This window comes from Halopseudomonas pelagia CL-AP6 (genome assembly GCF_000410875.1).
GTDB classification, from domain to species: Bacteria; Pseudomonadota; Gammaproteobacteria; order Pseudomonadales; family Pseudomonadaceae; genus Halopseudomonas; species Halopseudomonas pelagia.
On the sequence record NZ_AROI01000009.1, the window covers coordinates 252,071 to 274,634 of the forward strand.

The window sequence follows — 22,564 nt, forward strand, 5'->3', positions numbered from 1 at the left end:
GGTCCTTTATGCGGACAATACGCGATTGACGCAAACCGGGGTCTCGTTCCCTGGCTTGTAATAGCTGATCAGAAGTCCCTAAAGAGTTGAATAAGGAGCATCCTGTGTCGCGCAGACGCGTCGTGGTAACCGGCTTGGGTATGTTGACCCCCCTGGGTAATTCAGTCGACAGCAGTTGGCAGGCCGCCCTGGCGGGCAAAAGTGGCATCGGCCCCATAGAGCATATGGATGTCAGCGCGTTTGGCACTCGGTTTGGAGGCTCCATTCGGGACTTCGATATCGAGCCCTACATGGCCGCCAAGGAAGCCCGCAAACTCGATCTCTTTATCCAGTACGGGATTGCCGCTTGCATGCAGGCTCTGGCTGATTCCGGCCTGGAAGTCACCGATGCCAATCGCGATCGCATTGGTGTCTCTATGGGTTCGGGTATCGGTGGCCTGACCAATATCGAGAAAAACCACGAGCTGTTGCTTAATAGCGGTCCGCGGCGCATCTCTCCGTTTTTTGTGCCTGGTTCGATCATCAATATGGTGGCCGGGTACTTCTCTATTCAGTACGGCCTGCAGGGCCCCAACTATGCGCTGACCACGGCGTGCACCACCGGAACCCACAGCATTGGCATGGCGGCGCGCAATATCGTCTACGGCGAAGCGGATGTGATGGTCACCGGTGGCTCGGAAATGGCCACCAGCGGCTTGGGGCTAGGCGGTTTCAGTGCGGCCCGCGCGCTCTCTACACGCAACGATGACCCCCAGGCTGCCAGCCGCCCATGGGATAAAGACCGTGATGGGTTTGTATTATCCGATGGCTCCGGCGCATTGGTCTTGGAAGAGTACGAGCACGCCAAGGCCCGCGGTGCGACCATTTACGCAGAGTTGATCGGCTTTGGCATGAGCGGCGATGCCTACCACATGACGGCACCGCCGGAGGACGGACGCGGCGGCGCCAAGTGCATGCAGAACGCGCTTAACGACGCGGGTCTGAACGCCGATCAGGTGGGCTATATCAATGCCCACGGTACGTCCACTTCGGCTGGCGATCTAGCCGAGACTCGTGCGGTCAAGTCGGTATTCGGTGAGCACGCCGCCATCTTGGCGATCAGTTCTACCAAGTCCATGACCGGCCATTTGTTGGGCGCTGCGGGTGCCGTAGAAGCCATTTTCAGTGTCCTGGCGTTGAGAGATCAAGTGGCACCGCCCACCATCAATCTGGATAATCCGGACGTGGATTGCGATCTCAACTATGTTGCCCATGAAGCGCAGCCCAGGGCTCTGGAGGTCACTGTGTCCAACTCCTTCGGGTTTGGCGGCACCAATGGTAGCCTGGTATTCCGTCGCATCTGATGGGTATGACCACCGCCACCTTGCCCGAGTGCCTGATTGACGGTCAGCCCGCCGATCAGTTGCCGGTCGCCGATCGCGGGCTGAGTTATGGTGATGGCCTGTTTGAAACGCTACGTGTGAGCCAGGGGAAAATTCCGCTGATCGACTATCACCTGGCACGCCTGCAGCGTGGCCTGCGGGCTTTGAGGTTGCAGGCTGAGATACCGTTGGTGGCCGGCGAGTGGCGCGATCTGGCCAAGCGTATGGAGGCGGGGGTTATCAAGCTTACGCTGACCCGTGGGGTCGGCCAACGTGGCTATGCTATTCCCGCGCCTGCCCGTGCCGTGCGGATTCAGCAATGTTTTCCGCCTGCGAGTTATCCTGCCGAGCGTACCCAAGCGGGTATTCGCTTATTTCCATGTGTTACCCGCCTGGCCCGTCAGCCACTGTTGGCTGGCATCAAACATCTTAATCGCCTGGAGCAGGTGCTGGCGCGCAGTGAGTGGGCCGATCCGCAATACGCCGAAGGGCTGGTCTGCGATACGCAAGGACTGCCCATCGAATGTACCATGAGCAATCTTTTCGTCCGGGTGGACGGCAAATGGCTGACGCCGGCGCTCACTCAGTGCGGTGTACGCGGGGTGATGCGTGAGTATTTACTGGACCAACTGCGTGCCCACGGCGAGCAGGTTGAAGAGGCCGAGATGGATTACCCCATGTTGACCAGGGCTAGCGAACTATTCTGCTGTAACAGCCTTTATGGCATTTGGCCGATCGTCGCACTTGAGCAGCATGCATGGCCTGTAGGGCCTCATACAGAGTACGCCCAGACACTGGTAGAGCAGGTAATGAAGTGAAGTCAATTCTTAGGTTGTTCGTATTAGTCGTTGTTTTATCAGTAATTATGACGATTAGTGGTGCGCTATGGGCATATTTTACCTTGCAGTCGGCGCTTGATCAGCCTTTGCAGGTGGAGCTGGTGCAAAGCCTGGACGTACCCTCTGGAAGTAGCCCTGCGCGTATTTTTTCGCAGCTTGAGCAGCAAGGCGTTCTGCATAGTTCGGTTTGGTTGCGGCGTTACTGGCAGTGGCAAAAGCCCGGCGCTGTTTTGCAGGTCGGTGAATACGTCATGGAGCCGGGCATGACCGCCAATGACCTGTTGCAACGCATGGCGAGCGGCAGTGTATTGCAGCGCAGCGTGACGCTGGTGGAGGGTTGGACCTTCAAGCAGGTGCGCGACCAACTGAGCCGTGCCGAACGCCTGCAGCAGAGCTTGGAACCAGACTGGTCGATGGAGCAGGTCATGGATGCGCTAGGGCTGGACGGCGTGCATGCTGAAGGCCAGTTCTTTCCGGATACCTACCAGTACACCTTTGGCATGAGCGATCGGGACATTCTGCTCAGGGCCTATGAGCGCATGCAGCGCGTGCTGGAAGAGGCCTGGGCGTCACGCGCCGAGAATCTGCCGATCAGCACGCCCTACGAAGCCTTGATTCTGGCCTCTATTATCGAGCGGGAAACCGGTGTGCCTCATGAGCGGGGGGAAATTGCCGGCGTATTCACTCGGCGCCTGCAGATTGGTATGCGGCTGCAAACAGACCCCACGGTCATCTACGGTATGGGTGATGATTACGAGGGTCGGATTCGCTTGCGTCATCTTCGCCAACCTACGCCCTACAACACTTACACTATTGATGGATTGCCGCCAACGCCGATTGCCATGCCGGGCCGCGACGCTTTGATGGCAGCAGTTAACCCGCTAGACGGAACGAGTCTGTATTTTGTCGCTCGGGGCGATGGCAGCCATATTTTCTCGAATAATCTGCAGGAGCATAATCGCGCTGTACGTCGTTTTCAGATCGAGCAACGTGCCGCCGATTATCGTTCTAGCCCCGCACCGGCGGTCCAGAACCAGGAAGCTGACCAGTGAGTGGACTTTTTATTACCTTTGAAGGGCCCGAAGGCGCGGGCAAATCGACTAACTTGCAGGTGTTCGCCAAGGCGCTGCGCGCCGCCGGTTGTGAGCCGCTGCTGACCCGCGAGCCGGGTGGCACCCCAGTGGCCGAGCGGATCCGCGAAGTGCTGCTAAGTCACCATGAAGAAGCCATGTGCGCCGATACTGAGCTGCTGTTGATGTTTGCTGCGCGGGCGCAACACCTGGACGGCCTGATCAAGCCTGCGCTGGCAGCGGGGCGCGTGGTTATCAGTGACCGCTTCACCGATGCTACTTATGCTTATCAGGGCGGTGGACGGGGTATCCCGGTTGAACGTATTGCCAGCCTGGAAACCTGGGTCCAGGGCGATCTGCGGCCCGATCTTACGGTCATTTTTGATGTGCCGGTCGAAGTGGGCATGGCCCGCGCGCGCGCGCGCAGCGAACTGGACCGCTTTGAAATCGAGCAGCAATCCTTTTTTGAAGCGGTGCGCGCAACCTATTTGCAGCGCGCAGCCGCCGAGCCAACACGCTACCGGGTAATCGACGCCCGTGGTGACCTGGAGCAGGTCGAGGCGGGCATGCAGCCTTTGATCACAGAAGTGCTGGAGCGCTGGCATGCTTGAGGTAGCCTGCCCCTGGCATGCGCCGATCTGGAGCAACCTGACGGCGCAAACCCAGCACGCCCACGCCTATTTGTTCAGTGGCCTGCCAGGCGTTGGCAAGCGTCGTTTTGCCAATGCCTTTGCCGCTTTTCTGCTCTGCGATCAGCCCCAGCATGGTATGGCCTGTGGCCGTTGCCGGGCCTGTCAGCTGCGTGAAGCCGGCAGTCATCCGGATATGTTGTTGCTCGAGCCCGAGGAGGAGGGCAAAGCTATTCGGGTTGATGCCGTGCGTCAACTGGTGGATTTTATCGGTCAGACGGCACAGCAGGGCGGCAACAAGGTGATCGTCCTGCATCCTGCCGAGGCGATGAATCAAAATGCCGCCAATGCGCTGCTCAAATCCTTGGAAGAGCCAACCCGCGACACTTACCTGTTGTTGGTCAGTGATCAACCCAGTCGTCTGCTGGCTACTATTCGCAGCCGTTGCCGGGTGCAGACTCTGCCGGCACCGTCCAACGCCGAAGCCCTGGATTGGCTGGCCACGGCGCTGCCAGAATTGCCAGTGGAGCAGCATCAGGCGCTATTAATCATGGCCGGAGGCGCTCCGCTGCGTGCTTTGGCATTGCATGCACTGGACGCCGTTGCCATGCGTCAGCAGGTAGTGGCTGACGTCAAGGCATTGATCAAGCAGGAACGCTCGCCGGGCCAGGTATCCGAGTCTTGGTCCAAGTATCCGCTGGAACTTCTGCTGGACTGGTTCTGCAGCTGGACGCTGGATCTGCTCAAACTGCATACCAAGGCACAAGACGCTGCGACTAATCAGGATATGGACAAAGTGCTTGGCTATGTAGTGCGCTTCCCCAGCGCCCGACAATTGATGGATTGGCAGGCCTGGCTATTGGCCCACCGTGCTATGGTGCAGGGCAAGGCCAACCTGAATCGCGGACTGTTTGTAGAAGCGCTGTTGATTGAGTGGAAAAAACTACTGGAAAAGCGTTAATCTGCCCGCATAACGACCAGAATGAGTAAGCTATGAGTAACCCGACAGCACCAAGCCCGCGTAACGGCATTTTATCCCTGACCATCAAGGATAAATCGGTTCTGTATGCCGCTTATATGCCCTTCGTCAAACACGGCGGGCTGTTTATCCCCACCAATAAAAGCTACGGCTTGGGTGATGAGGTCTTTATGCTGTTGAACCTGATGGACGAGCCGGAAAAAATCCCGGTCGCCGGCAAGGTTATCTGGGTTACCCCCAAGGGGGCTCAGGGCAACCGGGCTGCGGGTATCGGTGTGCAGTTCAGCGATCAGGACAATACCGCCCGTAGCAAGATCGAAACCTATCTGGCCGGCGCGCTCAAGTCAGATCGTCCTACTCATACGATGTAATCGGGTTAGCTATGCTGATCGACTCACATTGTCATCTGGACCGCCTGGATCTAACTGCCCATGCTGGTTCGCTGGACGCGGCACTCGATGCAGCGCGACAGCGTGGCGTGGGAAAGTTTTTATGCATCGGTGTCGATGCGGCCAACGCACCCACGGTTAAACGGATTGCCGAGCTACACGCCGATGTGTTTTGCAGCGTGGGCATCCACCCGCTGGATCTGACCCGTGAAACACCCACCGACCTCGCCTGGTTGCTCGACGCCTTGGACCACCCACGGGTGGTTGCCATCGGCGAAACCGGGCTTGATTACCATTACCAGCCAGACATGGCCGCGCAGCAGCAGCTTTCGTTGCAGTGTCATCTGCAGGCGGCTCGTCAGACCGGAAAGCCGGTGATCATTCATACGCGCGAGGCGCGTGCCGATACGCTGAGGTTGTTGCGTGAAGCCGCTTTGCCGAATGCCGGTGTGCTGCACTGCTTTACCGAAGACTGGGATATGGCTCGCGCAGCGATGGATATGGGTTACTACATTTCGCTGTCGGGCATCGTCACATTCCGCAACGCCGAAGCTTTACGCGAGGTTGCGCGGCGCGTCCCTGCGGATCGTCTCCTGGTTGAAACCGACTCCCCCTATTTGGCCCCGGTCCCGTATCGCGGCAAACCCAACGAGCCGCAATTTGTGTGTGATGTGGCGGCCTTTCTAGCGGACTTGCGTGGCGAACCGCTGGAGCTGCTTTGGCAGAACACCACAGATAATTTCCACCGGCTTTTCCCTCTAGCGCGTTAATGGCGAGGCAGGGCGTTTGGGGCAAAAAAAACCCGAACTCTGGGGGAAGAATTCGGGCCAAGACCATTAGGAGTGTTGCAAGGATGAGCGGCGTGCTAACGCCCCATCCCCACAGGAGCGGCATCTGGGGGGGACGCCGCTAGCCTGACATAGTGAGTATTGCCGAAAACGCTCAGGTTGCCAGCGTATTGAGATCGTTTTATAAACTGATTTGGAATACGCGAGACGCAACTTATCGTGATCGGTTGTTAAGTTTGCGCGAGTCCGGCAGCAAACGAGCGAGCTGTCACTATACTGTCATGGGTGAAACCTAAGGTTCGACCTAAGGTTCGACCTATTTTCTGTTGAGACTTTGACATCAAAAGGATTGCCGCCATGCGCTTGAAGCAGATTCTCCTCCCCGCCGTGTTGACCCTCACCCTTCCGTTGACCGCCATGGCGCAGGAGCTGCGCTTGCTGACCTGGGGTGGTTACGCGCCGGAGGAAGTGGTTAGCCAGTTTGAAGACGAAACGGGCATCAAGGTTCAGGTCACCCTGTCGAACAACGAGGATATGATTTCCAAGCTGCGCGCCACTGGCGGCGCAGGATTTGATTTGGTGCAGCCCAGCCAGGATCGTATCACCAGTGCGCAACAAGAGTTTCGCATTTACAAGCCGATGGACCTAAGCAAGATCGATTCGGCGCTGTTTATCGACTCCATGCTGGCGGCCACCCGCCGCAACACCAGCGTGGGTGAGGATGTCTATGCCGTTCCCCACGTGTGGGGTACGACCGGGTTGATCGTGCACGACAGCGTTGCCGGGGAGGTTAAGGATTTTGCCGACCTGTGCAAACCGGAGCTGGCAGGCAAGGTATCATACCGGCTGCGCCGACCCATACTGATTGGTATGGCCTTCTCCATGGGCGAGGATCCCTTCGCTGCGTATGACGATGAACAAGCCTATGCCAGCATCATGGCCAAGGTGGAAGAAAAGCTGATTGCCTGCAAACCCAACGTCAAGGCCTACTGGAGCGGCGGTGATGAGTTGATCAACCTGGTCGCGTCCGGTGAGGTGGTGGCGGCCAAGGGCTGGGATGCAGGTGGCTGGAAGCTGCAGGCAGAGAATCCGCAGATCCGCTTCGTTGCACCCACCAGTGGAGCGCTGGGTTGGATCGATACCTTCGCCTTGCCGCGCCGTGGCAGCAATGACGAAGCGGCCTACCAGTGGATCAATTTTGTCATGCAGCCTGAAGTGGCTGCCAAGATCACCCAGTCGGCGGGTAACTTCACGGCGGCCAAGGGCGCAGAAGAGTTTGTTGATGAGAAGCTTAAAGCCAGTTTTGAAAGCAGTTTCAATCAGCAGGCGCTGGACAATATCAAGTGGTATCCGCCGGTACCTGCGGGGCTTGAGAACTTGGAAGGGCGCATACTTGATCGCATCAATGCCGCCAAGTGACATGCCGGCAACTGCGCTTAAGCTTGGCTAATTGTTTTAGCCTTTCTGGCACCGCGCAGCTATGGTGGCTGTGCGGTGCACCGGTAATGGACTGTCCATGCCTTTGAATTCAAGCAAGCCCCTCGACCTTGAGTGCCGGGCACTGTACAAGCAGTTTGCCGGCCAGCCCGCAGTAGCGGGCGTATCCTTCAATATTCCCTCAGGCTCGTTCTTTTCCATTCTCGGACCATCCGGGTGCGGCAAAACCACTTTGCTGCGCATGCTTGCGGGTTTTTTGGAGCCAGACAGTGGTGATATCTGTATCAAGGGCCAGTCGATGCTGGGCATACCGCCCAACAAACGCCCGCTGAACATGGTATTTCAGCATCTTGCGCTGTTTCCGATGATGAGTGTAGAGGACAATATTGCCTACGGTCTCAAGCGCCGTGGCGCGGACAAGGCAGATATTCGCCGCCGCGTCGGCGATATGCTCGAGCGGGTTGGTCTGCCGGATGTTGGTAAACGCAAGCCTGATGCGCTCTCCGGTGGGCAGAAGCAACGGATTGCCATTGCCCGTTGTCTGGTTCTGGAGCCGGCTGTACTGCTGCTGGATGAACCCCTAGGCGCGCTGGACCTGAAACTGCGTGAACAGATGAAGGTCGAGCTAAAACAATTACAGCAAACCTTCGGCACCACCTTTGTCTATATCACTCACGATCAGTCCGAAGCGCTGGTGATGTCCGATCAGGTTGCGGTCATGAACAAGGGCCGATTCGAGCAGGTGGCTAGCCCGCAAACGCTTTATTATCAGCCGGCGACGCCCTTTGTCGCGGGTTTTGTTGGCGATTCCAATTGCCTGCAAGGTACTTTGGTGCGCGAGGGCGTGGTCCGCCTTGGTCTTTCAGCTAGCGCGGATTCTGGGCAGGAGCTCAGGGCACGGGCGGCAGGTTCGGTGCTGGCGACGGCCAATCAGCCGGTCAGTTTGTATGTCCGGCCAGAAAGCATAACGCCTTTTCTCCCGGGCACGTCTGCGCAGGCGGACAATCTGCTAGAGGTGCAGATAGACACATTGCTGTTTGATGGTGCCAATAGCCGCATCAGCGTCAGCGGTCTGCAAGGCGGCCCTGAGTTGACGGTGCGCCTGCCGCAAACACCGGAGTACGCACGCCTGCGCGAGGGCGACCGCTTGCAGATCGGCTGGACGGCTGATCAGGCGCTGTACTTTGCTGCGGAGCCGGCATAAACATGGCAGCGCATAGGGTGGCTGCCCGCCGGCTTATCGGCGTAAGCACGGTACTGTTGATGTTGCCCTTGCTGCTCTGGCTTTTTCTGCTGATTTTATTGCCTCACCTGGACATGTTTGCCGTGGCCTTGCGTGAACGGATTGGCTTCGGTGAACACCGTTTCAGCTTTATGCACTTTGAACTGTTCTTTACCGAATCGCTGTATTGGCGCACTTTTTTGCGTACTGCGGTGATGTCGATCCTGACCACGGTATTGACCTTGCTGATCGCGCTGCCGATTGCCTGGTATATCGCCAAACTGGTACGCGGCAGGCTGCGGGCGCTGTTGTTGATGGGCTGCCTGATTCCGTTCTGGGTCAGTGAGCTGGTACGTACCTATGGCTGGATGATTCTGCTGCGCGAAAGTGGTGTTATCAGCGGTGTACTGCAGTGGAGCGGGCTGGTCGATGCGCCGGTAGAGATGCTCTACAATGACGTAGCGATCATGGTCGGGCTGATCTACGCTTCCATGCTGTTCATGCTGGTGCCACTGGTGACTACGCTGGACAGTCTCGACAACAGCCTGGTGGAGGCTGCCTATGATCTGGGCGGCAATCATTTCACCGTCACGCGCGATATCATTATTCCGCACGCCATGCCCGGCATCGTTTCGGGCTCTATTGTAGTGTTCATGCTCTCGCTAGGTAACTATCTGACCCCGGTATTGCTCGGTGGCAAAGATAGCCTGTGGTTTACCGAGCAGATTTTTACCCAGTTCATTACTCGCTTTAACTGGGAGCAGGGCGCGGCATTCGGCGTCTTGTTGCTGGTGCTCTCGTCATTGATTGTCTGGCTGGGTTTGAAACTCAGCGGCCAATCTTTTGCGGAGACAATGAAATGATTGCCTCTTTGCCACTCAGCCGCCGCTTCCAGTGGATTTACGCCGCCTACGTGTTGATCTTTTTTGTCTATCTGGCAGCACCCTTGCTGGTGGTAGGGGTGTTTGCCTTCAACGATAGCCGCTTCCCGGCGCTGCCCTGGCAAGGCTTTACGCTGGACTGGTTTATCGCTGACGGCGACGGACGTACCGGCCTGTTTCATGACCGGGCTATTCTGCGCAGCGTGGGCACCAGCGCGTTGGTGGCCAGCTGTGTCACTGTGTTATCGGTCAGTCTGGCCACCATGAATGCCTTTTTATTCGAGCGGCATGTGTTTCCAGGCAAGAATCTGCTGTTTATCCTGATGCTGTTGCCGTTGGTGATTCCCGGGGTCATCCTTGGCATCTCGATCCTGATCTTCGCCAGTCGCATTGCCAATTACTTCGACTTCAATCACGACATCATGCTGGATATGCTCCGGCCCGGCTTGTTGCTGGTAGTGCTCGGGCAGTTTGCCTTTCTGACTACCATTGCCACTCTGGTCATTTCGGCGAGGCTGCGGACGTTTGATATGCAACTGGAGGAGGCCGCCTGTAATCTCGGCGCGAGCCCGCTGACCGCCGTCAGAACGGTCACTTTACCCTTTCTTGCGCCAGCGATTATCGGCGCAGCCTTGGTGTGCTTTTTGATGTCCTTCGAAAACTTCAACACCACATTGATGTTGGTCGGCTCGGACGCGCCACTCACCATCACGCTGTTCAGCCGCTTGCGAGAGGGCGCGACGCCGGTACTCAATGCTGTGTCGCTGTTATTGATGGTCGGTTCGATGCTGCTGGCGCTGATCAGCATTCGGGTTCAAAAAAAGGCCTAACGGTCAGCTTTGCATCAATGCGTGGGCATTTGGTCATGATGTTGGCATAATGCTTTGCTTTGCCGGTACGGAAAGCACAATCAACATGCAGAAAGAATCACGCAAGGTTCGCGAGTTCCGCCGCCGCGAGCAGGAAATACTCGACACGTCGCTGCGCCTTTTTCTAGAGCAGGGTGAAGACAGCGTCACCGTGGAGATGATTGCCGACGAAGTCGGCATTGGTAAGGGCACCATATACAAGCATTTCAAATCCAAAGCCGAGATTTATCTCAGGTTGATGCTCGACTACGAGCGAGACCTTGCCGAGCTACTTAATTCAGAAGGTATTGAAAGGGATCGTGAGGCCCTCTCACGCGATTACTTTGCCTTTCGTATGAGTGATCCAGACCGTTACCGGTTATTTGATCGTCTCGAAGAAAAATTGGTTAAATCCAACCAGCTACCTGATCTTCTTGAAGAGCTTCATAAGATTCGCGCGTCCAATTTTAATCACCTTACCGGGGTGATTCAGGAGCGTATTGATGAAGGCAAGCTGGAAGATGTGCCTGCTTATTTTCACTATTGCGCCGCCTGGGCCTTGGTACATGGGGCGATGGCCATGTACCACTCGCCATTCTGGCAGGACGTGATTGAAGACAAGGAAGGCTATATGCAGTTTCTGATGGATATTGGTGTGCGTATGGGCAATAAGTCGAAACGCAGAAAAGATCCAGAAATCCTCTGAATCGGGAAACGCCTCGTCGATCTCGGGGTCTGTTGTATTCTGCGGTTTCATCAGAGAGGCATCTTGTGTCATCAATTCGTTTAGCCTTGGTTTTGGCGTTGGGCCTGCTGGCCAGCACCGCGCACGCACGCGATTATGCCTTCAGTGACGCGCATTTTCATTATGTAGACTTTTTCCAGGAAAGTGAGGGTATCAAGGCTTTGCTGGAAAAGATGGACGAGTCGAACATCGATCACATCATGTTTTCCGGTATTCCAGTGGCCAAGAAGTGGCATGAAAACGAGCCGCAGCGTCCCCGCTATTATGCTGGTGATGACGCTGCGGCCTATTGGTACAGCGGTACCGATTTCATCATTCTAAGGGCGCTGCAACACCTCACACCCAAGCAGCGCAAGCGCTTTCATCCCTTTCTTTCAGGCTTCAATCCCAACGACAAGAACGCCGATGCGCATATTCGCCGGCTGCTCGAGATGGATCCTGGGTTGTGGAAAGGACTGGGGGAAGTCTTCACCCGTCATGACGACTTGACCGCGCTGATCAGCGGTGACGTGCCCCGCGCCAATAATGAGGCGATGTATCGCATTTACGCCCTGGCGGAAGAGTTTGATCTGCCGGTCATGGTGCATAGCAATATCACCTCCAAGCGTGAACGTGTGCCGCTGTATCTGGAAGAGATCGAAGATCCGCTGCGCTACTTCCCCAATGTGCGTTTCATCTGGGCGCATGCGGGTACCAGCAAGGAGCTGCACCGGCACCAGGACAAACTCGAATTTTTGTTCGACACGGTCAAGCGGATGCTGGAAAGCTATCCTAACCTGTACATTGATCTGTCGTGGACGGTACTGGACCCCTATCTCCTGAACAAAGATGGTGAAGCTGACGCTGAGTGGGTGAAGCTGGTGACGGACTTCCCGGACCGCTTCATGCTCGGCTCAGACGTGGTGGGTAGCTTCAAGAATATGGACCAGTATCTGAATGCCTTTATCCCGTTCCTTGATGCCTTGCCCGAAGAGGTGGCACATAAGGTCGCGCGGGATAACTTCCTCGCGGTGCTGCCAGGCAAAGAGGAGCAGGACTGATGGCGGCGTTTCCGATTGACTATATTGAACCGGTGTTTCGGCCCCCTAGCGAGGCCCATTCACTGATTTTGCCAGTCACTAATGGCTGTTCCTGGAATAACTACCTGCAAGATGTACACCGCGCCGCAGAAAAAATTCCGTGCCCGGGATGAAGATCAGGTGCTGGAGGAAATTCGCAAATGCGGTGAGCAACTGATCGTCCAGCGGGTATTTCTGGCCGACGGCGATGCCATGATTCTGCCGACCAAGCGCCTGCTGCGCATCCTTGAAGCGATCCGCGAGCATATGCCCAGCGTGGAGCGTGTGACGTCCTATTGCCTGCCGCGCAACCTCAAACGTAAATCGGTAGCGGAGCTTCGGCAGTTGCGCGAGGCGGGTCTGGCTATGCTGTATGTGGGTGCCGAATCCGGCGATGACCAGGTGCTTGAGCGGGTGAACAAAGGTGAAACCTATGCCAGTACGGAAGAAGCACTGAGCAAATCTGGGGAAGCGGGGATTCAGCGCTCGGTGATGATTCTCAATGGCTTGGGTGGCAAGAGCCTGAGTGAGCAGCACGCGCTGAACTCGGCACGCCTGATGAATGCGACCCAGCCAGAGTTCCTCTCGACCCTGGTGGTGAGCTTTCCGCAGGGGCTGGAACGCTACCGTGAGCGCTTTCCGGATTTTGAACCGCTGGATCAGCCCAGTCTGTTCCGTGAGCTGGCGAGCTTGATCGACAGGCTTGAGCTGGACAACAGCGTGTTCCGCAGCGACCATGCTTCCAATGCGTTGGTATTAAAGGGTGTGCTGGGCGCTGACAAAGAGCGCATGCTAGCCCAAGTGCGTGCTGCGATCAGCCGCCCGGAGCAGGCCCGACTGCGACCGGAATGGATGCGCGGTTTATAGCAAGTTGCTGAGGGGGATCGCCATGCGTTGGATTGGACTACTGGTTGTGCTGAGCGTATTGGTTGGCTGTATGAAGCCATCGGATATGCAGAAAAGTGCGCGCTACTACCTTGGCGATGCCGGGCTGATGAACCATTACCAGATCAAGCGCAATGCCACCTGGCGCCTGCAGCCAGACTCGACCCTATACATTGCCCAGGGCCATTTTGTCCCTGTCGGCCATCCCTACGCCAGGCCCAATGTGGTCGCGGAAGAAGCCTTTGCAGCGGCGGTTCAGGTATTCCCAATGCCGCGTCGGGCCGAGCAGCCGCTGGGCCTGGAAGAGGCGCTGGAGCAAGCTTATCTGCACCGTTCCGATTATTTGCTCTATACCCGCTTCGCCCGCGCGGACGACGCCGTCGGCGATGCCGAACATTGGAATGAATCACGCGACCTCGCGGATGTGGGGCTGGATCGGGCGGTACTGCAGATGATGTTGATGGAAACCTCAACAAGGCAACTGGTGGACTTTGCCGTTGTCGAAACCCGTGGCGGCTTTCTGCAATTTTACCAGGCCGAGCCCGAGGACCTGTTGCGGCCTCCACTGGAAGACTACACCCGTCGCCTGCTCGGCCGCTGAGGAGTTATTCATGTCCAAGCGTCAACACCCCCCGCAATCCTTGATCGACAGCATCCCTGGAGGGGTGATAGGCCAGGCGCGCGAGCCGGCACCAGTGCATCTGTGGAATCCACCATTGAGTGGCGAGATGGATATGCAGATTGCCCGCGATGGCACCTGGTATCACGAAGGCGACCCCATTGGCCGCAAGGCACTGGTGCAATTATTCGCCGGCATCCTGCGCTATGACGAGGATGGTCGCTACTACCTGGTGACACCAGTTGAGCGCTGGGCAATTAAGGTCAACGATGCGCCCTTTGTGGCGACACAGTTGAAAGTCGAAGGGCAGGGTGAGCAGCAGAAGCTGATATTTACCACCAATCTGCAGGATATCTTCAGCGCCGGGCAGGAGCATCCCATTCGCGTGGTCGTCGATGCTGAAACCCAGGAACCCTCACCCTATGTGCTGGTGCGCACCAACCTGGAAGCCTTGATCAACCGTAACCTTTACTATGAGCTCGTGGAGCTGGCGGTCGAGCGCGAACACAACGGCAACAGCTGCCTGGGCGTCTGGAGTCAGGGTTGTTTCTTTCCGATAGACGGTCATCCGGTCTGAGGTTTGTTACCATGCCCACCTGGCGGGCTGCCCAAGGGCTCCTGCCAGAGCGTGCTTCCAGTCCCTCGCAAGTCAAGTAAAAAAACCTCTTTTTTGTGCTTGTCTGGATATTGATCTTTACCATATCTGGGTCTAGCATTGCCCTCTATGCACAATAACTAGTGTTTCTCTCCCGTAAGACCCATGACAGCGCCCTTGTCTGCATGGTCGGTTTTGCGGGGTGTTGATGGGTGTTTCAGGAGACAAGAATGAGCCAGACAGCCAAGGTGCAGCGCTTGCACAACGTGGTAAACGATATTCCCATGCAGCCAGCGTCATTGGACATCTGGGATACCAAATACCGCCTTAAAACCAAGGACGGTGTAGCGCTCGACAAGACCGTTGACGAGAGCTACCAGCGTGTTGCCCGGGCCATTGCCGATGTCGAGGCTCCCGAACTGCGTGAACATTGGTACGAGCAGTTCCTCTGGGCTCTGCGCCATGGTGCGATTCCCGCTGGCCGCATTACTTCCAATGCTGGCGCCCTTGAACACAAGCCAGCTACATCGACCATCAACTGTACGGTCAGTGCGACTATCGGCGATTCGATGGACGACATTTTGTCCAAACTGCACGAAGCGGGTCTGACGCTGAAGGCGGGCTGTGGCATCGGCTATGAATTCTCCACCTTGCGGCCCAAGGGTGCCTACGTCTCCGGTGCTGGCGCGTACACCTCAGGCCCGCTGTCGTTTATGGATATCTACGACAAGATGTGCTTTACCGTGTCCTCTGCTGGTGGTCGGCGTGGTGCGCAGATGGCGACTTTCGATGTCGGCCATCCGGATGTCATGGACTTCATTCGCGCCAAACGTGAGGGCGGCCGTCTGCGCCAGTTCAATTTGTCGCTGCTGATCACCGAAGATTTTATGGCGGCAGTGGCTGCCGATGCGGACTGGAAACTGTCCTTCCCGCTGACCCAGGCTGAAATAGATGCCGATCAGCTTGATCTGAATAATGAAGATCAGGTGATCTGGCGCGAATTGCCCGCCACTCAGCGTTACCTGACCCGCGCAGACGGTCGCGTAGCCTGCCGGGTGTCCAAAGTGATCAAGGCCCGTCGTATCTGGGACATGATCATGACCTCGACCTACGACTTTGCCGAGCCGGGCTTTATTCTGATCGACCGTGTGAACCAGATGAACAACAACTGGTTCTGTGAAGAGATCCGCGCCACCAACCCCTGTGGTGAGCAGCCATTGCCGCCGCACGGCGCTTGCCTGTTGGGCTCGATCAATCTGACGTTGTTTGTGCGCGATCCCTTTACCGAGAAGGCGCGATTTGACTGGGACGAATACCGCAAGGTTGTGGATATTTTCACCCGCATGCTTGATAACGTGGTCGAGATCAACGGCCTGCCGCTGGAGCAACAACGTAACGAGATTTTCCGCAAGCGTCGCCACGGCATGGGCTTTTTGGGCCTGGGTTCGACCATGACCATGCTGTGCATGAAATATGGCGAAGCCAAGTCGCTGGATTTCACCGAGCAGGTATCCAAGGAAATGGCCGTGCAGGGCTGGCGTACCGCGCTGCAACTGGCGGAAGAAAAGGGCGCTGCCCCGATCATGGATGAAGATTTCACGGTGACCGAAGCGATGCTGGTCAAACGTCCGGAAATGCGCAAGGACGGTATAAAGGTTGGTAGCACGCTCAAGGGCAAGGTTCTGTGGGCCAAATACAGCCGTTATATGCAGCAGGTGGCTGGGGAAGATGCCGAACTGGTCAAGGCGCTGGTCGAGAAGGGTGGCCGTTTTACCCACCACAGTTCGATCGCCCCCACTGGCACCATTTCTCTGTCGCTGGCCAATAATGCCTCCAACGGCATTGAGCCAAGCTTCGCCCATCACTATTTCCGCAATGTGATTCGTGAAGGCAAGAAATCCAAGGAAAAGGTTGATGTGTTCAGCTTCGAGTTGCTGGCTTATCGTCATTTCGTCAACCCCGAGGCATTGCCGAGCATGGAAGCGGCCAGCCGTAACCTGCCGGAATACTTCATTGCCGCAGATGATGTAAAACCCACCGAACACGTGGATGTGCAGGCTGCAGCGCAAAAGTGGATAGATTCTTCCATCTCCAAGACCGCCAACGTACCGACTGACTATCCCTATGAAGATTTCAAGGATATCTACCGCTATGCGTTCGAGAAAGGTCTGAAGGGCTGCACCACTTTCCGTTTCAACCCTGAAGCCTTCCAGGGTGTGTTGGTCAAGGAGCAGGATCTGGCCAACACCACCTACCGCTTCAAGCTGGAAGATGGCAGTTTTGTCGAGGCCAAAGGCGGAGACGAGATCGAGTATGACGGCGAGATGCACAGCGCTGCCAATCTTTACGATGCGTTGAAAGAAGGCTACTACGGTAAATTTTGAGCCGAGTATATTCTGAGATGCATCCCGATAACATGAACAGCAAGAAGCCCCGCTAAGCGGGGTGAGGATAACAGCACCATGGCACTGAAAATCAGCAGCAAGATTGTCGACTACACCGTCGTCAAGGCCGATGAGCCAGCCCAGGTTAGCGAGCCTGCCGAGGCCGCCATCCAGTTGGAAGAAATGCATGAGAAGCTCAAGCGGCCGGAGTTTCTAGAAGGCTCTACCTACAAGATCAAGACGCCAACATCCGAGCATGCGATTTACGTCACCATCAATGACGTCATTCTCAACCATGGCAGCGATCATGAAATCCGCCGTCCATTTGAAATCTTCATCAATTCAAAGAATATGGAGCACTACCAGTGGATTTCGGCTCTGACGCTGATTATTTCCGCTGTGTTCCGTAAGGGCGGCGATTGCACTTTCCTGGTGGAAGAGTTGCGCAGCGTATTTGATCCCAAGGGCGGTTATATGAAACGCGGCGGTCGCTGGATGCCGTCGCTGGTCGCGGAAATCGGCGATGTACTCGAACAGCATCTTAAGCGCATTGGCATGATGGTTGATGAGATGGACGAGCATCAGCGCGCTTATCTGGAGCAAAAACGCGCCGAGTTTGAGGCGATCAAGCCGCAGGGGCAGGTTGCTGCCGATTGTGATGACAGCACGGCGTCCTACCCTCCAGGTGCGCAAATGTGTAGCAAGTGTCATACCCAGGCTGCGGTGCAAATGGACGGTTGCATGACCTGCCTGAACTGCGGTGACAGCAAGTGTGGCTGACCATGTTTGGCTGATATTCACCCGCAAAAAGCCCCTTTTCAGGGGCTTTTTCATTCCCGAAAAGCTATCTGTAACGTCTCTGATACAGTTTTGATCAGAAAAGCCGGTTCCGCGCTATTTGTATCATTTGTGCAACACTCTGTGCTGTGACTGAAGCTCTGTACTAGACCCTTCCCCGCTGTTTGCCTTGCCTATGATGTAACCCCCCTGAAACAGCTGTTCTCAGCAACGGCTGTCTCGATTCGCTAACCCCTTGTTATTAAAAGCTACACGCAAAGCGGCATAGAACCTGCCTTATGTTGACTATCGGTACGATGCAGTCGCTAAAGGGACAAGGGACATGAAACAGGCGAATTACATAGGATGGTTAGGCTGTATAGCCATAACTGCCATAGGCGTGATGGCCACCCCTAGCCAGTTAGTCGCAGCCGACGGCGACATCATCCTGATTCGCCAGGTACAGCCCCGCGCAGCCGCACGTCCTCCCGTCGTACCTGACCCCAATCCGCGTGTTGTTAACCCTAAACCCAGTACTTACATCGGTGAAGACCTGCAGATGCGCAGTATGCCAGGTGAGTTGAATGACAACGATTTTGCCGCGGTTACCAGCGGCACGCGAATGACTCAGCAAATGCTTACACCGCTCAGCCAGGGCCATCATTCCAGCACCTCAGGCGCGGCTAACCATTCCTCGATTGCTGGCAACAATCCAGTTGGGCACTCCGGTAGCGCACTCGGCAGTATCGATGGGCAGGTTAATCGCAGTATTGAGCAAGGCCTGCGCCCTTTGCACATCCTCCAGAGGCCATAACATGAACTCCTCCAATCTGGTGATTGCCGTCGCCGTCGGCTTACTACTCGGTTCCGCTGCCGCCCTAGGCGAAATGGCCGTCAATGCTGACATCCAATCCAGCGGCAAAGGTTACAGCGGTGTGGTGATGATCAACCAAGCCGCGGGCACCGACCAGCAACAGGTCAACGCACGGGCGTTGGCCATCGGAGATCGTGCTGAAATCCGGATCAAGGTCGAGCAAACGCGCGACATCATCGCTGAGGAACATCTGCTACTGGACGCCAGTGCACAGATTCGCGGCGACGCCTTCAGCCAAGGCAATGGCGTCTTGGGGGTCAATCAGAGCGCCGGTAGCGGCAATCAGCAAATCAACGCTTTTCGAATCGAGTTTGGCTCGATGCCGGAAAGTCTGGATGACGGCGGTTTGGCACAAAGTGTCGCGCCGTCATCTATCAACTCGGGAGCGGAAGCACCTCAGAGTGGCCGACGCGTGATCAGCATTGACGATCAGGCGTTTGCCGACAGTCGTGGAGTGGTGCAGCTGAACCAGAGTGCCGGGGCAGGGAACCGTATGGTTAATAGTCTCGGCATCCGGATCATGGATTGATCCAATACTGCCTGCCTAAACGCAAGGATATATCAATCGAAAGGAGATTTACCATGAAGACTCAAAAACTGCTAACACCGCTGGCCATGGCTATGGTTGCACTGTTGTCCGTTGGCGCTCACGCCACCGGTTATCCAGGCTCCGACGGCGCGTCGGCAACGGTTGTCGATATCCAGGAGAACAAAAATAACACTTCGTTCAACAAGACCGTTGAAAACACCGCTGAGGTAGAAGGTTCACTGGGTGGCGCATCTGGTAACGTCGGTGTCAACGTTGCCGCTGGTGACAACAACCAGCAAGCCAACGCTGCCGCTATCGCTACGGCTGATTCGGCCTTTGTGTTTGGCTTCGGGCTGCTAGGTGGTTCTGCTCAGGCCAGCATCGATGTGTATCAGAACAACCAGCACAACGATCTGACCAACTACGGTGTGCCTAATGATGCGAGCCTGACCGATTCGGCGGGTGGCACATCGGGTAACCTGGGCATCAACATCGCCGCAGGTAACAGCAACCAGCAGAAGAACGATATGGCTGTTGCGTCTTCGGACACTGCTTATACCGCTGGGGCTAATGTACTGGTCCATCAGAACTCCTCCGACAACAGTGTATCCAATCTCGACCTTGGTGGAAGCCACGGCCATTGGGGCTACCAGCCCGGAGTGCCGGTGGTTAACAACGCGGTCATGAGCGGCTCGCTGGGCGGGGTTTCCGGCAACGTGGGTGTCAACATTGCTGCGGGTAGCGGTAACCAGCAAAGCAATTCGCTGGCCATCGCTGCAGGTTGTAACGCTTGCCCTAGTCCTAGTCTGTAACGGTAAGTCAGGCCCGGGCACTCTGTGTCCGGGCTCTTCTTTCTAGTTTTAGCCATTGGGTACAAGGAGGCGGTATGAATGGGCTCAGGCTGGCAGTTGTGCTGATGGTATTGGCCGCGCCACTGACTACCGTTCAGGCGCAAACTGTTACGTCCCAGCCTTTTGCAGCTCTACCCGGTGGCACGCTGGTATACAAATCGGTTACCAGTATGCGCGAAAGGCGCTTTATCAATCTGGTCGAGCAGAAAACCGATTTTAGCTGTGGGGCAGCGTCGCTTGCCACCATCCTGAATCAGGCCTATGGCTTGCAGTTAACCGAAGCAGACGTCATTCACGGCATGCTTGCTGAGGCGGATATAGAGTTGGTGCGTACTCAGGGTTTCTCGATGCTAGATATGAAACGCTATGCCGAGACCATTGGTCTCCGTGCGCGCGGCTACCGTATAGCACCCGAGCAGTTGGAGCAGGTGAAGGTACCAGCCATCGTTTTGATTGATGTACGTGGCTACAAGCATTTTGTGGTCATGCAAACCAGCAGTGACGGCTGGGTCTATATCGGTGATCCGGTTCTCGGTCATAACAAAATGACTATTGAGGCGTTTGCCAAGGGTTGGAACGGTATCGTCTTTGCTGTGATTGGCCCTGGCTACGACAGAAACAATGCTTTGCTTTCCCCACCGGAACCCTTGACCGCCAGACACAGACTGGATCGGTTTCGACCGGTGCGCGATGCCGATTTGCTGGATTTCGGTTTTATTCAAAGTGATTTCTTTTAGCGCACAGCGCTGGGAGCCAATGGCTCCGGGAGCGGCATATGAACAACAAATCTTGGTGGCTAGCTGGCGTGCTGTGTCTCAGCCTGCCAGTCAATGGCGCCAGTCTTTTTAAACCAGTGGAAGTCAGCGATGCGGAACTCGCCGAGTTACGCGGGCGTTACGTGCTACCCGGTCGCATCATTCATTTCGGTGTGACCATGGAAACCTTCTGGCAGAACAGCGCCGGTCAAGGCATCGGCGCACTGGTATCTCTGCGGGTTGATGGCACAGCTCAGCCTAGCCTCTACGTTAGCTATATCGATCAGACTGGAAGCGATACCTCGGTGGTGTCCGGCACAGGCCAGATTATCGGCGGTAACGGTTTGGCTCAGATCCAGGGTGTCAGTCAGAGTGTGCGCAGCGCTGGCGACTTCAACGATGCGTGGAACGATGTGAGTATTTCGATTAGCAGTGGCGGCACGGACTATCCAGCGCAAAGCGGACAGCCCTGGAATGGAGCGACTCAGTTCGCTAACGAGACAGGTAATGTCCAGATCTCTGCCCATGGCGGTGGTCTGCAGGTTGTGCTGCAAGCGGCTGGGCAGGGGCAGGCTCAACAACAGATCGGCGCTGGGAGTGTGCTTCAACAAGCCAACATGAGCGGTAGCTTGAACAGCGTGCGCAATCTGGCTGCATTGAATGTGGCACTGCGTGACAGCCCGCTGCATGCCACGCTAGGCAACTGTACATGGGAGCAGCTGCGAGCGTTACGGCCAATTGGATATTGAAGGATCTGCACAGTTCATTAAAACAAGGAAGCGTATCATGCACCAGACTGGACGTGGTTTAGTATGGGGATTGATTTGTATCAGCTCAGTGGCTGTCGCGCAGCCAGAGGAAACCGATCTGCGTCGGCAACTGGAGGCGTTACGGCAGCGCTATGAGGCGCAACAGAATGCGCTTATGATACTTGAACAACGTATCCGCCAGGTGGAAGGCCGCAGGGCCGAGGCGCTCGCTCAGGCGGGTGAACGCAGCGCGCCGGCATCACCCGCAACGCGCTCGGCTAGCGCAGGATCCGGCTATGGCGAGTCGCTGAGGGACTCGTCGGAGCCGGCACCGAGTGTTGAGGCGTTGTACCAAGAAGCCAGCGGTTTTTTTGGCGGTGGCAGGTTCAGTATCGAACCTGGAATAACCTACAGCCATTACGATACTCGACAATTATTTCTCAACGGCTTCTTGGCTCTGGATGCGATTTTTCTGGGCAACCTGGGCATTGATGAGATCAATGCCGACACCTTCACCTTTGATCTTACCGGACGCTACAACTGGCGGCAGCGTTGGCAATTTGATGTCAACCTGCCTTTGGTCTACCGGGAAACCACCTACCAGTCGGCAGGCGCTGGTGGTTCCAGTGCTCAATACAGTGAGAAAAAGGTCACCGGCGACCCCCGCCTGGGCGATATCAGCGCGGGTGTATCCTACAAATTTCTTGATGAGGCACCAGGCAGGCCTGACGCTGTTGCCAGCTTGCGGGTGCGGATGCCCACCGGTACAGATCCTTACGGGATCAAGTTGAACGCCGTCTCGGGCAACGACAACCTCAACGTCCCCGACGACTTACCCACAGGAAACGGCGTCTGGGCTGTGACGCCGGGTATAGCGCTGGTTAAGACGGTTGATCCTGCGGTGCTGTTTGGCAACCTTGCCTACACTTACCATCTGGAGGGCGACTTCTCCGATATTAGCCCGCAGATCGGAGTCAAGGTGCCGGGCAAGGTCCAGTTAGGTAACTATTTTCAGTTCGGCGCGGGTATGGCCTTTGCGCTCAACGATAGGATGAGCATGTCGATGTCATTTTCCGAGCTGATTAGCCGCTCCAGTCGCATTAAGCCGGATGGGAGCCCTTGGCAGACGGTCAATGGCAGTGATGCTAATGCAGCCTATTTCAATCTGGGCATGACCTTCGCCGCTAGCGATCGGCTGACTGTGGTACCCAGTTTGGCCATCGGCTTGACCCCGGATGCCCCGGATTTTAGTTTCAGCCTCAAATTCCCTTACTACTACTAACTTCAACGTCCGCATGCT

General features: G+C 56.2%; 23 protein-coding genes and 1 pseudogene. All 24 read left to right on the plus strand.

Annotated elements, in window-relative coordinates; all coding sequences use genetic code 11:
- Positions 1-104 precede the first annotated feature (104 nt).
- The 24 genes and pseudogenes from fabF to fapF all read left to right on the plus strand — a co-directional run bounded on the left by fabF (position 105) and on the right by fapF (position 22,546).
- Positions 105-1,343 carry a beta-ketoacyl-ACP synthase II gene (gene fabF / locus K787_RS0108695; RefSeq protein ID WP_022962408.1) on the plus strand — a complete coding sequence of 413 codons (1,239 nt, stop codon included), beginning with the start codon at positions 105-107 and terminating at the stop codon, positions 1,341-1,343.
- On the plus strand, positions 1,343-2,179 hold the full coding sequence (gene pabC / locus K787_RS0108700) for an aminodeoxychorismate lyase (protein ID WP_022962409.1): 837 nt from the start codon (positions 1,343-1,345) through the stop codon (positions 2,177-2,179). Before fabF ends, pabC begins: the two co-directional genes overlap by 1 nt.
- The gene (mltG, locus tag K787_RS0108705; RefSeq protein ID WP_052185340.1) at positions 2,119-3,252 is read left to right on the plus strand and encodes an endolytic transglycosylase MltG; all 1,134 of its coding nucleotides are present in this window, start codon (positions 2,119-2,121) and stop codon (positions 3,250-3,252) included. Before pabC ends, mltG begins: the two co-directional genes overlap by 61 nt.
- On the plus strand, positions 3,249-3,881 hold the full coding sequence (gene tmk, locus K787_RS0108710) for a dTMP kinase (RefSeq protein ID WP_022962411.1): 633 nt from the start codon (positions 3,249-3,251) through the stop codon (positions 3,879-3,881). Before mltG ends, tmk begins: the two co-directional genes overlap by 4 nt.
- Positions 3,874-4,860 carry a DNA polymerase III subunit delta' gene (locus tag K787_RS0108715; protein ID WP_022962412.1) on the plus strand — a complete coding sequence of 329 codons (987 nt, stop codon included), beginning with the start codon at positions 3,874-3,876 and terminating at the stop codon, positions 4,858-4,860. Before tmk ends, K787_RS0108715 begins: the two co-directional genes overlap by 8 nt.
- A 32-nt stretch (positions 4,861-4,892) precedes the next feature.
- Complete coding sequence (locus K787_RS0108720; protein ID WP_022962413.1) at positions 4,893-5,249, plus strand: PilZ domain-containing protein; 357 nt, start codon at positions 4,893-4,895, stop codon at positions 5,247-5,249.
- Positions 5,250-5,260: 11 nt separating this feature from the next.
- Entirely contained in the window at positions 5,261-6,037 is a 777-nt protein-coding gene (locus K787_RS0108725; RefSeq protein WP_022962414.1) for a TatD family hydrolase, read from the plus strand.
- 435 nt (positions 6,038-6,472) lie between these two features.
- Entirely contained in the window at positions 6,473-7,474 is a 1,002-nt protein-coding gene (locus tag K787_RS0108730; protein ID WP_370736725.1) for an extracellular solute-binding protein, read from the plus strand.
- A gap of 97 nt (positions 7,475-7,571) precedes the next feature.
- Positions 7,572-8,696 (plus strand): ABC transporter ATP-binding protein, encoded by a 1,125-nt coding sequence (locus K787_RS0108735; RefSeq protein WP_022962416.1) that lies wholly within the window; start codon positions 7,572-7,574, stop codon positions 8,694-8,696.
- 2 nt (positions 8,697-8,698) lie between these two features.
- On the plus strand, positions 8,699-9,577 hold the full coding sequence (locus K787_RS0108740; protein ID WP_022962417.1) for an ABC transporter permease: 879 nt from the start codon (positions 8,699-8,701) through the stop codon (positions 9,575-9,577).
- Positions 9,574-10,425: an ABC transporter permease gene (locus tag K787_RS0108745; protein ID WP_022962418.1), complete on the plus strand. Its 852-nt coding sequence runs from the start codon at positions 9,574-9,576 to the stop codon at positions 10,423-10,425. Before K787_RS0108740 ends, K787_RS0108745 begins: the two co-directional genes overlap by 4 nt.
- An 85-nt stretch (positions 10,426-10,510) precedes the next feature.
- Positions 10,511-11,149, plus strand: coding sequence for a TetR/AcrR family transcriptional regulator (locus K787_RS0108750; RefSeq protein WP_028614761.1), 639 nt, complete (start codon positions 10,511-10,513; stop codon positions 11,147-11,149).
- 65 nt (positions 11,150-11,214) lie between these two features.
- Positions 11,215-12,228 (plus strand): amidohydrolase family protein, encoded by a 1,014-nt coding sequence (locus tag K787_RS0108755; RefSeq protein ID WP_022962420.1) that lies wholly within the window; start codon positions 11,215-11,217, stop codon positions 12,226-12,228.
- Positions 12,228-13,113, plus strand: a pseudogene (locus tag K787_RS0108760) (radical SAM protein). Before K787_RS0108755 ends, K787_RS0108760 begins: the two are co-directional and overlap by 1 nt.
- A gap of 22 nt (positions 13,114-13,135) precedes the next feature.
- Positions 13,136-13,732: a DUF4823 domain-containing protein gene (locus tag K787_RS0108765; protein ID WP_022962422.1), complete on the plus strand. Its 597-nt coding sequence runs from the start codon at positions 13,136-13,138 to the stop codon at positions 13,730-13,732.
- Positions 13,733-13,742: 10 nt separating this feature from the next.
- Complete coding sequence (locus K787_RS0108770; protein WP_022962423.1) at positions 13,743-14,327, plus strand: DUF1285 domain-containing protein; 585 nt, start codon at positions 13,743-13,745, stop codon at positions 14,325-14,327.
- A gap of 248 nt (positions 14,328-14,575) precedes the next feature.
- Entirely contained in the window at positions 14,576-16,729 is a 2,154-nt protein-coding gene (locus tag K787_RS0108775; RefSeq protein WP_022962424.1) for an adenosylcobalamin-dependent ribonucleoside-diphosphate reductase, read from the plus strand.
- 78 nt (positions 16,730-16,807) lie between these two features.
- Entirely contained in the window at positions 16,808-17,509 is a 702-nt protein-coding gene (locus K787_RS0108780; RefSeq protein WP_022962425.1) for a TSCPD domain-containing protein, read from the plus strand.
- A 340-nt stretch (positions 17,510-17,849) separates the two neighbouring features.
- Positions 17,850-18,320, plus strand: coding sequence for a functional amyloid chaperone FapA (fapA, locus tag K787_RS22615; protein ID WP_152486806.1), 471 nt, complete (start codon positions 17,850-17,852; stop codon positions 18,318-18,320).
- A gap of 1 nt (position 18,321) precedes the next feature.
- A complete protein-coding gene (gene fapB, locus K787_RS0108790; RefSeq protein WP_022962427.1) occupies positions 18,322-18,909 on the plus strand; it encodes a fibril amyloid subunit FapB in 588 nt (195 codons plus the stop codon).
- 53 nt (positions 18,910-18,962) lie between these two features.
- Positions 18,963-19,721: an amyloid-like fimbrin subunit FapC gene (fapC, locus tag K787_RS0108795; protein ID WP_022962428.1), complete on the plus strand. Its 759-nt coding sequence runs from the start codon at positions 18,963-18,965 to the stop codon at positions 19,719-19,721.
- 74 nt (positions 19,722-19,795) lie between these two features.
- On the plus strand, positions 19,796-20,497 hold the full coding sequence (gene fapD / locus K787_RS0108800) for a fibril amyloid maturation endopeptidase FapD (protein WP_022962429.1): 702 nt from the start codon (positions 19,796-19,798) through the stop codon (positions 20,495-20,497).
- 38 nt (positions 20,498-20,535) lie between these two features.
- Positions 20,536-21,264 carry a fibril amyloid subunit FapE gene (fapE, locus tag K787_RS0108805; protein WP_022962430.1) on the plus strand — a complete coding sequence of 243 codons (729 nt, stop codon included), beginning with the start codon at positions 20,536-20,538 and terminating at the stop codon, positions 21,262-21,264.
- 37 nt (positions 21,265-21,301) lie between these two features.
- Complete coding sequence (gene fapF / locus K787_RS0108810; RefSeq protein ID WP_022962431.1) at positions 21,302-22,546, plus strand: fibril amyloid transporter FapF; 1,245 nt, start codon at positions 21,302-21,304, stop codon at positions 22,544-22,546.
- Positions 22,547-22,564 lie beyond the last annotated feature (18 nt).

Coding starts and splice junctions, on each gene's coding strand:
- pabC (WP_022962409.1), top strand. CDS start 1,343: ATGGGTATGACCACCGCCACCTTGCCCGAGTGCCTGATTGACGGTCAG.
- mltG (WP_052185340.1), top strand. CDS start 2,119: ATGGCCTGTAGGGCCTCATACAGAGTACGCCCAGACACTGGTAGAGCA.
- K787_RS0108715 (WP_022962412.1), top strand. CDS start 3,874: ATGCTTGAGGTAGCCTGCCCCTGGCATGCGCCGATCTGGAGCAACCTG.
- K787_RS0108720 (WP_022962413.1), top strand. CDS start 4,893: ATGAGTAACCCGACAGCACCAAGCCCGCGTAACGGCATTTTATCCCTG.
- K787_RS0108725 (WP_022962414.1), top strand. CDS start 5,261: ATGCTGATCGACTCACATTGTCATCTGGACCGCCTGGATCTAACTGCC.
- K787_RS0108730 (WP_370736725.1), top strand. CDS start 6,473: ATGGCGCAGGAGCTGCGCTTGCTGACCTGGGGTGGTTACGCGCCGGAG.
- K787_RS0108735 (WP_022962416.1), top strand. CDS start 7,572: ATGCCTTTGAATTCAAGCAAGCCCCTCGACCTTGAGTGCCGGGCACTG.
- K787_RS0108740 (WP_022962417.1), top strand. CDS start 8,699: ATGGCAGCGCATAGGGTGGCTGCCCGCCGGCTTATCGGCGTAAGCACG.
- K787_RS0108745 (WP_022962418.1), top strand. CDS start 9,574: ATGATTGCCTCTTTGCCACTCAGCCGCCGCTTCCAGTGGATTTACGCC.
- K787_RS0108750 (WP_028614761.1), top strand. CDS start 10,511: ATGCAGAAAGAATCACGCAAGGTTCGCGAGTTCCGCCGCCGCGAGCAG.
- K787_RS0108765 (WP_022962422.1), top strand. CDS start 13,136: ATGCGTTGGATTGGACTACTGGTTGTGCTGAGCGTATTGGTTGGCTGT.
- K787_RS0108770 (WP_022962423.1), top strand. CDS start 13,743: ATGTCCAAGCGTCAACACCCCCCGCAATCCTTGATCGACAGCATCCCT.
- K787_RS0108775 (WP_022962424.1), top strand. CDS start 14,576: ATGAGCCAGACAGCCAAGGTGCAGCGCTTGCACAACGTGGTAAACGAT.
- K787_RS0108780 (WP_022962425.1), top strand. CDS start 16,808: ATGGCACTGAAAATCAGCAGCAAGATTGTCGACTACACCGTCGTCAAG.
- fapA (WP_152486806.1), top strand. CDS start 17,850: ATGAAACAGGCGAATTACATAGGATGGTTAGGCTGTATAGCCATAACT.
- fapB (WP_022962427.1), top strand. CDS start 18,322: ATGAACTCCTCCAATCTGGTGATTGCCGTCGCCGTCGGCTTACTACTC.
- fapC (WP_022962428.1), top strand. CDS start 18,963: ATGAAGACTCAAAAACTGCTAACACCGCTGGCCATGGCTATGGTTGCA.
- fapD (WP_022962429.1), top strand. CDS start 19,796: ATGAATGGGCTCAGGCTGGCAGTTGTGCTGATGGTATTGGCCGCGCCA.
- fapE (WP_022962430.1), top strand. CDS start 20,536: ATGAACAACAAATCTTGGTGGCTAGCTGGCGTGCTGTGTCTCAGCCTG.
- fapF (WP_022962431.1), top strand. CDS start 21,302: ATGCACCAGACTGGACGTGGTTTAGTATGGGGATTGATTTGTATCAGC.